9 protein-coding genes are annotated in these 11,891 nt (G+C 50.8%); 4 read left to right on the plus strand and 5 right to left on the minus strand.

Annotation, left to right across the window (positions count from 1 at the left end; translation table 11 throughout):
- The first annotated feature begins 89 nt into the window (after nt 1–89).
- Both ACOQPM_RS17635 and ACOQPM_RS17640 read left to right on the plus strand, forming a co-directional pair.
- The gene (locus ACOQPM_RS17635) at nt 90–1,301 is read left to right on the plus strand and encodes a sensor histidine kinase (protein WP_420631579.1); all 1,212 of its coding nucleotides are present in this window, start codon (nt 90–92) and stop codon (nt 1,299–1,301) included.
- Nucleotides 1,298–1,945, plus strand: coding sequence for a response regulator transcription factor (locus ACOQPM_RS17640; protein ID WP_420631580.1), 648 nt, complete (start codon nt 1,298–1,300; stop codon nt 1,943–1,945). Before ACOQPM_RS17635 ends, ACOQPM_RS17640 begins: the two co-directional genes overlap by 4 nt.
- Nucleotides 1,946–2,036: 91 nt before the next feature.
- Here ACOQPM_RS17640 and rpsT read toward each other — a convergent pair whose 3' ends face one another.
- From rpsT to glgB, 3 genes are all read right to left on the minus strand, one after another.
- Entirely contained in the window at nt 2,037–2,309 is a 273-nt protein-coding gene (gene rpsT, locus ACOQPM_RS17645; RefSeq protein ID WP_420631581.1) for a 30S ribosomal protein S20, read from the minus strand.
- A gap of 177 nt (nt 2,310–2,486) precedes the next feature.
- Nucleotides 2,487–3,224 (minus strand): class I SAM-dependent methyltransferase, encoded by a 738-nt coding sequence (locus ACOQPM_RS17650; protein ID WP_420631582.1) that lies wholly within the window; start codon nt 3,222–3,224, stop codon nt 2,487–2,489.
- A 2-nt stretch (nt 3,225–3,226) separates the two neighbouring features.
- Nucleotides 3,227–5,440, minus strand: a complete 2,214-nt coding sequence (gene glgB, locus ACOQPM_RS17655) for a 1,4-alpha-glucan branching protein GlgB (protein WP_420631583.1) — start codon at nt 5,438–5,440, stop codon at nt 3,227–3,229.
- Between the two features lie 316 nt (nt 5,441–5,756).
- On the opposite strand from glgB, the gene ACOQPM_RS17660 reads away from it, so the two are divergent.
- Together ACOQPM_RS17660 and ACOQPM_RS17665 are read left to right on the plus strand one after the other, a co-directional pair.
- The gene (locus ACOQPM_RS17660) at nt 5,757–6,710 is read left to right on the plus strand and encodes a tyrosine-type recombinase/integrase (protein WP_420631584.1); all 954 of its coding nucleotides are present in this window, start codon (nt 5,757–5,759) and stop codon (nt 6,708–6,710) included.
- Nucleotides 6,711–6,846: 136 nt separating this feature from the next.
- The gene (locus ACOQPM_RS17665; RefSeq protein WP_420631585.1) at nt 6,847–7,062 is read left to right on the plus strand and encodes an Os1348 family NHLP clan protein; all 216 of its coding nucleotides are present in this window, start codon (nt 6,847–6,849) and stop codon (nt 7,060–7,062) included.
- Nucleotides 7,063–7,194: 132 nt separating this feature from the next.
- On the opposite strand, the gene ACOQPM_RS17670 is transcribed toward ACOQPM_RS17665, so the two are convergent.
- Nucleotides 7,195–11,292: a tetratricopeptide repeat protein gene (locus ACOQPM_RS17670; protein ID WP_420631586.1), complete on the minus strand. Its 4,098-nt coding sequence runs from the start codon at nt 11,290–11,292 to the stop codon at nt 7,195–7,197.
- A gap of 49 nt (nt 11,293–11,341) precedes the next feature.
- Entirely contained in the window at nt 11,342–11,875 is a 534-nt protein-coding gene (locus ACOQPM_RS17675; RefSeq protein WP_420631587.1) for a hypothetical protein, read from the minus strand.
- Nucleotides 11,876–11,891 lie beyond the last annotated feature (16 nt).

Consider the following 11,891-nt stretch of genomic DNA (forward strand, 5'->3'; position numbering starts at 1 on the left):
CATCGTCCTTTGCTGTGCGTTCCCTTGTACAATTGGGCAGTGTACAAATGGGCAATTTCCAGCAGGCCGAATCAAGGTACAATAGCGGCATGATGCAAGCAATTCGCCACATTTTCCAAAGTGATGATCTGGCCGAAGCACGGCCGTTTTACATCATCCTCACCGTTCTCATCCTCATCACCTGTGCCTTGACGCTGTTTCAGCCACCCAACCCCATGCCCTTCGGCCGTATCCCTGTTTTTGGCTTGCTGCTGCTGTTACATTTAGGTTTGCATTGGACGAGTGGGCTGGTCGCCAAGCGTTCCCGCTGGCATGCGGGGTATCTAGTGGGTCAAGGCGTGTTGGCCTTGGCTCTCGTGCTGGTTTCGCAAAGGCCGGAGCTGGTGCTGGTGTTCTACGCGGCCTTAATTGCTGAGACCTTGGGGCTTTTTGGTCTGACAAGGCTGACGGCCGTGAGCGTGGGGGGATATGTTCTGTTAACCTTTGTCGCGTTTTATTTGCTGGGGGAGCAGCCGCTTTTAGCAGAATGGACATCACCTGCTATCTCTACATTGGCTTTGTGCATCGTTTTTATGGTCTTGTACCGGCGACAGTCTGAGGCGCGGCAGCGCAGCCAGGCGCTGTTGGCAGAATTGGAAACGGCACATCATCAACTGGCCGACTATGCCACCCAGGTAGAGGATTTGACGCTGGCGGCCGAGCGGCAGCGAATGGCGCGGGAGTTGCACGACACGCTAGCGCAAGGGGTGGCTAGCCTGGTTTTGCGTCTGGAAGCAGCCAATAATCATCTGGAAAACGGCCGTATCCCCCGCGCCCAAGAGATCGTTCAGCAAAGCATGAAGCGCGCCCGCAGCACCTTGGCCGCTGCCCGTGCCGCCATTGATGATTTGCGCCTCGATAACAAAACGTTGGATGAGGCGATTCAGCAACGTGTGGATCGGTTTACCCAGGCAACGGGCATCGTTTGTCACCTCACGCTGGATTTGGCTCAAGAAACGGCCGTTCCGCTCACAATTGCCGACCACGCTGAACGAATCATTAGCGAAAGTTTGGCTAACATTACCCGCCACGCTCAAGCGAATAATGTCTGGCTGGACGTTGCCCAGTCAGGCGAGCGGCTAACGATTGAGGTGCGGGATGATGGGGTAGGCTTTGATGCGGAAACGGCCGTTCGTGCGGGACATTATGGCTTGTTGGGCATGCGTGAACGAACCCGCTTGGTCAACGGCACATTTGAGATCGGCAGTGAGCCGGAAAAAGGAGCCCGTTTGAGCATCACATTGCCGTTGGAGGCATCATGAGTAACTTAATCCGCGTTTTAATTACAGACGACCATTCGATTGTCCGCGAAGGATTAACCCTGATTTTGGAAACGGCCGACGACATTGTGGTTGTTGGCGAAGCGGCTGATGGGGCAGAAGCACTCAAACTGGTGGCTGAACAGCAGCCTGACGTGGTGCTGATGGATTTACGAATGCCGGGGATGGATGGCCTAACGGCTATTGAGCATTTGCAACGCGACCACCCGCAAGTGGCTGTTGTTATTCTAACAACCTACAACGAAGATAATTTGATGCTGCGCGGCTTACGGGCTGGTGCTAAAGGCTTTCTGCTAAAAGACACGCCTCGGACAACGCTGCTGGAGACCATTCAGGCTGCTGCCAAAGGGGAATCTTTATTGAGTGCTGATGTGATGGGTCGGTTGATGGCAAATATGCAGGCAGAGAAAAAATTACCGACACCCTTAAACAACACTCCCCTAACTGAGCGCGAACTGCAAACCTTACGTGCTGTTGCCGCAGGGAACACAAACAAAGGGGTCGCTGTGCATCTCGGTATTTCCGAGCGAACGGTAAAGGCACACCTGACAAGCGTTTACAACAAATTAGGCGTGGATTCGCGTGCTGCCGCTATAGCCGTTGCTGCCCAACAGGATTTACTTTAACTTTGGGCTCGGCCGTAAATACCCAGTCTATAAGCAAAAACGCCACCAGCAAAGGTGGCGTTCTCGTTTTAATTTGGTGGTGCGAATGAAATTAGCTTTCTTGACGAGCTTTTTCTAGAGCAGCCATGAGGCGACCCTTACGGCGGGCGGCGTTACGCGGATGCAAAACCTTCTTCCGGGCTGCTTTGTCTAGCGTTTTATAGGCCATGTTAGCTGATGCTTGCGCTTCATCTAATTTGCCATCAGCAATGAGCTGACGGGTGCGCTTGACGTAGGTACGCGCCGCAGAAATGTAGGTGCGGTTGTGTGCAGTGCGCTTTTGTGTTTGCCGAATCCGTTTTTTCGCAGATTGAATGTTAGCCAAAGTAAAAACCTCCGTTGTGCTTGACGATGTTGTCCAGAATTTAGCAACATCTGTGAAAGCAATTTTTTGTGATTTACATTATTGCTTTCACGAAAACCTTAGAGGCGTGAGAGCGGGAGAAATAATAACATAAACAGGCAGGTTTGCAAGTTCTTGCCGTCTAATTTTTCAGGGTGATTAGGGGGCTGTTTTTTCGATAACGGCCGTATAATCCACACCGTCTTCTCGCGGCACAATTTGGGCAATGTGCCAGCCTGTGCCTTCTACAATTTCTGCCATTTCTTCTGGTGAGACCATTAAGTACTCGAACCAGGGGCCAATCATCGTTTTGTAGCGCACGCGCAGGCGTAGTTGACCCGGCAGGCGGCCCAATTGGCGGTTCCGTTCATGGAAGGCAAGATGTTGAGGATTGTCGGTTTTGTGAATGTTGCGCGACTCTGTCAGGATACGGCCGTTGCGGGTTGTCATGTGGTAAAAACGGCGCAGTAGCCATTTGGCGCGCTTTGGATTGCCAAACAGGCCAAAGTTGTTGCCGAACATCACAATCGTGCCGAAGATGCCAAGCTTGTTGCGGCTAGCCTGGGTAATGGAGAGGAGACGCGCATCCTGCACGCCGCGCAGCTTGGCTGTTTGAATAGCCAGCGGCGAGTTGTCTATGCCCACAACGTTGTGTCCCTGGTTTTGCAAGAAGAGGCATACACGCCCAGGGCCACAGCCCACGTCTAGCACACGGTCATGAATGAGGGAGAGGACGGCCGTTTGATTTTCCGTCCAATCCTCCATAGGCGAAAAATAGATGGCTGGGCCTCGTGAAGCACCAATATAGCCATCGTCCCGCTCAATAATTTCGATTACCTGCTCACCCTGATAAAAATCGTAAACTGCCTGCCCAAAAGCATCACCTTCTCGTTTCATCTTTAATCTTTTACCTTCTTAAAAAAGAGACCGCCAAGCGGGGGCAGCGTGATAACAATGGAGTAGGGTTGATCATGCCAGGGAATCTCCTCGGCCACAAATTCACCTTCGTTAATTACATTGCCGCCTGCAAATTGCTTGGCATCGCTGTTGAGGAGCTCACAGTAGATGCCGGCTTCTGGCACACCTAGCCGGTAATTGTCTCTAACCACAGGTGTGAAGTTTAATCCTACCAGCACCGCCTCGTTTCTTGTTGGCGCGTGGCGCATAAATGAGAGAATGCTGCGCTGTGCGTCCCGAAAATCGAGCCATTGAAACCCTTCCCAACCGTTATCATCTTCGTATAGTGCTGGTTCTGCGGTATACAAATGGTTGAGTGCCTTCACAAAATTTTGCAGCCCCAGATGCTCTTTGTTATCAAGCAAGTACCAGTCCAGGCTACGGGCTTCGCTCCATTCTTGCCATTGACCAATATCGCCCCCCATAAATAGTAATTTCTTGCCTGGATGCGCCCACTGATAGGTGTAGAGCAGTCGCAAATTGGCAAATTTTTGCCACAGATCGCCTGGCATTTTGTCTACCATGCTCTTTTTCAGATGAACGACTTCATCGTGCGAAAGGGGCAGCGCGAACTTTTCGCTAAAGGCATACAGCATGGAGAAGGTGAGTGAGCCCTGATGGTATGCTCGATAAACTGGATCGTTTTTGAAGTAGCGTAGGGTATCGTGCATCCAGCCCATATTCCATTTGAGGTCGAAGCCCAAATTTTGGGGGTTATCGGCAGTGGGGTGGGTGACCCCGGGCCAAGAGGTGGATTCTTCAGCAATGGTAAGTGTATGCGGAAAGCTAGCGTGAACACGGTCATTAAACTCGCGTAGGAATTGGAGTGCATCAATATTTTCGCGGCCACCGTATCGGTTTGGCAGCCATTCGCCATCTTCACGGGAGAAATCCAGGTACAGCATGGAGGCAACGGCGTCCACACGCAAGCCATCAATATGATATTTGTCTAACCAGAATAGCGCATTGCTAATGAGAAATTGGCGGACTTCGTTACGGCCGTAATTAAAAATATACGTTCCCCAATCTGGATGCGCTCCCAGGCGTGGGTCTTCATGTTCGTATAAATGTGTGCCATCGAAGAAGCCAAGACCGTGCTGATCCATCGGGAAATGTGCCGGTACCCAATCTAAAATAACGCCAATTTCTGCCTGATGGCAGGCATCTACAAAGGCCATGAAATCATCAGGCGTGCCAAAGCGGCTGGTGGGGGCAAAATAACCGGTTACTTGGTATCCCCATGAGCCATCGAAGGGATGTTCGGAAACGGGCAACAACTCGATGTGTGTGTAGCCCATCTCTTTCACGTAGGGAATAAGGTCTGTGATAAGTTCTTGGTACGTGAGCCACTCCCAGCCATCTTTCAGCTTCCAAGAGCCTAAATGAAGCTCGTAGATGGTAATAGGGCCATTGAGCGCGTTGTGCTGGCTGCGATTTTCCATCCAATCACTATCTTGCCACGTATAATCATCAATTTTCCAAACGACAGAGGCGGTATCTGGACGCATTTGGCTGGCAAAGGCAACCGGATCAGCTTTGGCTACGGTGTAATCTTTATAATTGGTTTTGATTTCATACTTGTACATTTCGCCTTGCGCCAGCCCAGGTATGAAGATTTCCCAAAGGCCACTGCCGGGGTGAAAGCGCATTGGGTGGCGACGGCCGTCCCAATTGTTGAAGTTGCCAACAACACTCACGCGCCGGGCATTTGGCGCCCAAATTAAAAAGTGCACACCAGCAACGCCATTGATAGTCATGAGGTGCGCGCCTAAATGTTCATACGCCTTCTCATGCGTGCCTTCAGCCAGCAAATATCTGTCGGTGTCTGACAGTGTGCTGCTAAAAGCGTAGGGGTCTTCGTATAGTAGTGTGTCGCCAGCATGGGTTTGTACTTCAAGCTGGTAGGTAGCGCCCGGCTCAACCCGTGGTGCAACAAGCTCAAAAAAGCCATCCCAATGGTGGCGGGTGAAGGGGAGCAATTGGCCTGCAATATGTGCTGTCACTGCTTCTGCATGTGGCAAGAAGGCACGAATTGCCAACCCATCGGCTACTTCATGTGGCCCCAGCACACCGAAGGGGTTGCTATGATTCCCGCTTACAATCGCTTCAATATCACTTGTGCTGACTGTCGCTGTGCGTTTCTCTTCCTGTGGCATAGACACTTCCTGAATTTTTGTTTATATTCTACTGGATATTGTTGGGTTGGCGAGACAAGTTCCAAATTGAGACCGGTGTGTGAGAAATATTTTCTATTTTGCAAATAATTTGCAGACTACTAGCAGTTGTTCCCTGAGACAAAAACTTCAGGAGTATCAAAAAACCGCATACTCCTGATAATATGTGTTAATACGAGTATATGCTACAATACAAACCATGAAGCAAAAACACAACAAAACCCTACCCTGCTCTGGCAGAGAAATTCCAAATGAACAGCCATTTCCGCACCTGACTCTTTACTTGCGCGAAGTAGGCATGAACAGCGAACGCACGGAGCGAGCTTACCGTGCTGGATTGCGTGCTTTTGCTGATTGGCTGCAGGTGCATGGCCCTCACCACAGCCGCAAAGATGCCTGGCCTTTATCCCCTGCCCCACTAAAAACGGCCGATGTGCTGGCATTTCGTAGCTGGTTGCTGGCCAACCGGGCGCAGGCAACCACCACTACGTATGTTGCGGCCGTTTTGAGCTATTTGCACTTTTTGGACGGCATTGACGAGTTACCCGAAGGCATTCAATTGGGAAAGCTGGCGCAGCAGCGCAAACGACGGCGCGTGGAGCGAAACCAGGCGGCTTCTGTAGTGGATTTGGATGAGGCACGCCAGGCAATGCCGCAAGTGGTGGGACATTACAACAATATGCCCCTGCCCCCACAAAATGATGCTTATAATCGGCGGTTGTCGCTACTAAGGAACCGCGCATTGGTGAATTTGCTTTACTCTACGGCCGCACGTCTTTCTGAAATTTTGGCACTCAATCGAACACAGGTGGGCAACGGCCGTTCTCAAACCGCCACCATCATCGGGAAAGGCCAACGGCCCCGCACGCTACACATCATGCCATACGCCCAAAAGGCAATCCAAGCATATTTACAAGAGCGCACCGACAGCAATCCGGCACTTTTTACCTCACACAGCCGCAATGCAGGTGGCGCACGCTTAACACAATCTGGGGCTCACAACGCTGTAAAAAAGGCAGTGAAGGCACTGCGTCTGGAACCTTCCCTCTCGGCCCACGACTTTCGGCATTACCGTGCCACGCAGCTCCTCCGAGACGGAATGCCGTTGGAAGTCGTTCAAGAGCTACTTGGCCATGCAGATGTTTCCACCACTCGCTCAATTTATGCGCCTGTTTTGGGGGTTCAGCTTGTGCGTGAGTGGTTGGATAATGTGGATATGGCACCAGAAACGGCCGTGCAAAGCAAATCTTAATCGTAAGCAACCGTGAAAGTTAAGTAGATAACATAAGAGATGTAGGCCATATCCGTTGACAAATGGCTACCAAAACGTGATACTGACATCAATAACGTTGAGAAATCAAAATTAGTTGAAATACGGGAGGATTACCGTGTCTGAAGCATTAGATCAAGTTGTAGAACGCGCAGTAAATGACGCAGAATTTCGTTCACTTCTCTTTAAAGATTTGAGAAAAGCTCTGGAAGGTTATCCAGTGTCTGACGAAGAGCGAAAGCTGCTGGAAAACCTGGATGAAGAAAATTTTGATGAATTTGCTGGTGGCCTCGGCTCCCGCACCACAAAAGGCATCTGGCCAGGCACAGGGTAATATCTGTTTGTTACTTCACCTTTTTTAAAGTCCAAGAAAACTCTTGGACTTTTTTGATCTTATGCTCCCTAGAAAAAAAAGTATTACAAATAGCAAATGGGCATCATTGTATAATACTTTACCTGCGCATTTTTACAATGCTAGTTGCTCTAACTTTTTCGCTTCAGCTAGGAAGCGCTTGCCATCCTCCAAATACTCTCCTACATTTGGAAGTAACAAATTCCCAGCCACCTTCAAGCAAACAATTTTATCCACATATCTTGAACGCTCCCTTGCCGAAGCAACTGCTTTGTAGATGTACTCAATTTTTCGCGTCCAATTAGGTTCAACGGCGGCTTGTTGAGTTAGTAACAATGGCTTGTAATCCGGACAACCCGCCTCTTCAATAATGGCCAGGCCTTGACCTATTTCATGTGATGCTTCTGTCAAACGAGCCTCTTCGGCATAAATTATGGCAAGATAATAATGGGCAGCCGGTGCCCACCATGATAGTTGTCGCTCATAAATTAGCTCTTTAGCCTGGGATAATAAATTCTTAGCGAGAGGCAAATTATCTGTGACCATTTCTAATTGACCCTGCCCAATTAAAAGTCTTGCTTTCTCTTCTGGATAATTTTCAGGCTGTTGCTGGATTATCTTCTCTGCCATTTCAAATCGAAGCCTGGCGTCTGCCCAATCTTTTAACGCACTGCTGAAATCGTAGCCCCAGTGCAAATTCAACTCAATCATTTGCCGGGAGTGCTGAATGGGGTCTAAGAGATCTAATGCCTCCGTAAAATTGTCAAGCGCAGCGGGGAATTTGCCTAAGTAGGCATAAACGGCCGCTTGGTTGTAAAGTGTAATGGCCAAGAGATTTCTACTAGTTGTTCTGCCCAATTCCACAGCTTCATCAAACGTTCTTACCGCATCTTCTGCCTTGCCTGCCTCAAATTCAATAAACCCCACGTTATTTTGGGCAAAACCAATATTCACAGGCGTGCTAAAGTTCCTAGAAAGCTCAACGCTTTTTTGCATTGCTTCCAGCGCATCTTCTAGGTTTCTTTGCCCATAATGCGCGAAACCGATTGCCTCTAATGCCAGTGCCAAACGGTAATTGTTGTTTGTTTGTATGCAGATGTCCTGGGCTTTTTTAAGCCATGTGAGACTCTGGTGATGATCTAATTTTGAGCTTGCCGCCCACCCCGCCCAAATGTACGCGCGTGCAAGCTGATCTTTATCAATTTTGTCATTAGAACTGGAAATGATCCTTTGAGAAAGCTCTTGGACATCGTCAAAGGCTCCCTGACGATAGCGGATTTCGGCCATGAGGTTATAGGCAACGGCCGTTGATCCTTGGTCTCCGTTTCCCTGTGCTAATAAATCCAGTGCTTGTTCAGCATCGGCAAAGGCTGTGGCTAAATCTCCGAGCAAAATGAGCACATTACCGCGCGAAAGGTAGAGGTGCACGGCCGTCTCCCACAATTCATCAGGCAGCACCATTAGGTGCGTTTCGGCCAGGTTGTACAGGTCAATTGCTTCCCGATTAGCAAAGATGTTGCGTGCTTCATCGGCTGCGAGAATGGCATAATGAAGTGCCTGCCTGTGGTTGGCAGCCCGACTGAAATGGTAGGCCAGCACGGGATGTAGAGGCTTGAGGTTATGAGCATATTTGTCCGCCAGCCAGTTGGCTACGGCCGCATGTAACTTTTGTCGCCGAGCGTAAGGCAAACTTTCGTAGGCCACTTCATGCGTTAGCGCATGTTGGAATAAATAGGTCCATTCGGGTGCGGCTGATATAAGGCGGGTCATTTCCGATTCTGACAAATCTGTCAACAGATTAAGCACAATTTGCTGCGTGGGTGCTTCCGCAATTACCTGTAGTGGTTCTGCAGCAAATTGCCGGCCAATGATCGAGGCAACCTGGAGCAAATCGCGCCCAGCGGGTGGCAAGCGGTCTAATCGTGCTAAAAGCAAGCCGTGAATGGTATCTGGAACCTGCATTCGGGCCAGCTCTGCTTCATCTACCTGCACACGGCCGTTTACGCGCAGCACCCCCACCCCCATCATGACCTTCAATGCCTCTTCAAGAAAAAGTGGATTTACGGGACTGTCTCGTCCTTCGCGGTCGCGTATACCCAAATGTTGTTCAACAGGCGCAGGCAGTTCAGATGTGCCGACAAGCTGTGCCAACAGCCGACGTGCCGACGCTGGGGACAAATCTGCCAGTGGGATCGTGAGGCAAGACGGCCGTTCCAATAACTCAATATCAACATCTTCCCTGGCTCTAAAGGTAGTTGCTAAAAAGACAGCGATACCCTCTAAATGGCTGCCTAAATCATCCAGCAGAGCCAGCGTTGCTTGGTCGGCCCATTGCAACCCTTCTAGCACGATGAGTAGCGGCTGTTGCCCGGCAATAGCCTGGACACAACGGCGCACCAGGTTAAAAAGGCGCACCTGCCGCGCCTCTGCGGTTAGATCGCCCAGCGTGCCTGCCTGCAGCATTGGTAAACCCAGCAGTTCTCGCCACAGCCCCACATCTTCGCTGACTTCTGGCAGCAAAGCCAGCGTTTGGGTGGTTACGGCCGTCATTTGTTGCTCGATCGTCATGCCTTCTGCCAGGCCAAAATATTCCCGCCAAACATCCCGCCACGGGCTGTAGGGCGTATCTTTGGTGTGCGGGTAGCAAACGCCAATCAACCCCAGGCCATCGTTGGCCAGCCAATGGCGCACCCCTGCCGCCAGCAGTCGGGATTTGCCTACGCCTGTGCCACCGTAAACAGCCGTTGCCCCACCCACGCCACGCAAAGCAGCGTCCATCCCGCCCAACAACACATCTTGCTCATCTTCACGACCCACCAACGGCCGTTCCCAGCGACCTACATATGCTTTCATTAAGGTCGTGACGGCACGATCACGTTGAACCAGATGGGGCGTAACGGCCGTTTGCTTTCCCTTAAGATGAACTGCAGGCAACGGTTCACATTCAATCACCTGCTGGGTGCGTTCCGCTGTAGGCTGGTCAGTCAAAATTGCGCCTGGCTCACACACCTGCATCAGCCGCGCCGACAAATTCACCACGTCACCCACCACCGTGTACTCACGCCGCGCTGAAGAGCCTACCGGCCCAGCAAACACCTTACCCACGGCCACGCCAATGCGCTGTGCATCAATAAAGCTGGGCTTTTCACGCTGTATGGCCAGCAAACAGCGCAGCGCCTGCTCTGGGGCATCGGGGGCCACTGGTGCTCCAAACATGATGTGCAGTTGATTCCCCTTATCGCCGGTAAGCACGCGATTGACGCGAGCATTCTCCTGCCCAAAGCGGCTGACCACGCCGCTGGCCCACTCGTAATATTGCTGGAGCTGCTGGCCTAAAGCGGCCGTTTCAATGTCTGATGAGGCTTCCTGGCGATTTTTGTAATCAAATTGCACAAAAATGGTGGTCACAGGGCGATGTTCAGCCATATCTGTAGATTCCGTGGCGACCAGGCGGCGGAAAAGTGCAGGCGGCACAAAAGGCAAAATCACGTCGGCCAGACGCTGTTGAGCGGCGTCATCGTAGCTATCCCAGTTGAGGATTGGCTGCGTTTCTGGCTCCGGCACGGCCGTTTCCACCTTTTGAAACGCACTGTTCCTGTTCAGGGGCAAGCCGGCCTGCTGCATCACAGCGGCAGAAGCGATGATGTCGCCAGAGTTGGCGTGGTGTTCGGCCATAGCCGCCTCGTCAACTGCTTCGCCTGTTAGCACAAACTCCAGGCTTTGTTGCGGATTGCCTACAACTAGCTCCTGGCAACGGCCGTATCCCACCCCAATCTTAATCGTTAGCTCAAAAAATGGGTGCTTTCCGGTGGGGCGATTGGTCACGACGCGATTAAAGCTGGTTAGCATCAACTGCTGCATCATTTGGGCGCACACCAATGCCCGCTGTGCCGCCCTGCCATCCGTGTCAGGAAAATAAACCGACATGGCATCCCCGTAGAAATGATTCACCGCCCCACCCAACTCGTGAATCACGTCAATCATGGCCGTGAAGGTCACCAGCAAAACGCGGTTCAGTTCCTCCGCCCCACGCGGCCCATCAGATGCCAACTCCTCAGACATGCGCGTAAAGCCAGAAATGTCAGAAAAAAGCGTCGCCGCCATCAACGCGCGTGGTTCACCGGGGGTTGGCAAGCCGTGCCGCATGATGCGATCAGCCAACGTGGCGGGAATATAAGCGGATAACTGGCGCAAATGCGTGCCAGTTAACATTGGGGAATAACTTACTTTATCTATGGGCATTGTTTTGTAATTTTGTTAGCTATTCATCATTATCGCCATCATAATGCGGATGGTAGCGTGCATTCAAGTAGCCAATTAAGCGCCCTGCGGAATCAGAGGGCAAGTCATGGCCAAAATAGACATGCTGATGACCATAATCAAAAGCGGGGCAATGGTGCTTCTCGCTGTAATAAAATGGGGTCACATGGGCTTTGTCGAATGCAGTGGTGATGCCAAAAATAGAAACGGGACGTCGCAGGATCACCATCTCTTTGTAAATGAATAAAATCTCACGAGTGGCCGCATAATATTGCCACTGTCCCCACACCATTTTACCTAAACGGTACAAAAGATAAAGCAGCACGAGCAACATTACTGTAAATACAAAGGCAAACCGTTCACCCGAAAAAGCCATTTGCCCTGTAAAGATGAGGCCGTAAATCAACATGCCAACCCACACCAAGAGCATAACAGTATACAAACTCAGAAAAACCCAGTGAGTTTTTGCGGGCAGCACCACTTTCAATCGCTCATTATTTTCTTCAAATTGGATTTGCTCAATGCTCGGTAACATACAACTCTATTTTATA

This window comes from Candidatus Leptofilum sp., from assembly GCF_965223525.1.
Lineage (GTDB): Bacteria > Chloroflexota > Anaerolineae > Promineifilales > Promineifilaceae > Leptofilum.

Bases quoted from the DNA above. Each gene is read 5' to 3' on its own strand.
- ACOQPM_RS17670 (WP_420631586.1), bottom strand. From the start codon at position 11,292: ATGTTAACTGGCACGCATTTGCGCCAGTTATCCGCTTATATTCCCGCC.
- ACOQPM_RS17650 (WP_420631582.1), bottom strand. From the start codon at position 3,224: ATGAAACGAGAAGGTGATGCTTTTGGGCAGGCAGTTTACGATTTTTAT.
- glgB (WP_420631583.1), bottom strand. From the start codon at position 5,440: ATGCCACAGGAAGAGAAACGCACAGCGACAGTCAGCACAAGTGATATT.
- ACOQPM_RS17675 (WP_420631587.1), bottom strand. From the start codon at position 11,875: ATGTTACCGAGCATTGAGCAAATCCAATTTGAAGAAAATAATGAGCGA.
- ACOQPM_RS17660 (WP_420631584.1), top strand. From the start codon at position 5,757: ATGAACAGCGAACGCACGGAGCGAGCTTACCGTGCTGGATTGCGTGCT.
- ACOQPM_RS17640 (WP_420631580.1), top strand. From the start codon at position 1,298: ATGAGTAACTTAATCCGCGTTTTAATTACAGACGACCATTCGATTGTC.
- ACOQPM_RS17635 (WP_420631579.1), top strand. From the start codon at position 90: ATGATGCAAGCAATTCGCCACATTTTCCAAAGTGATGATCTGGCCGAA.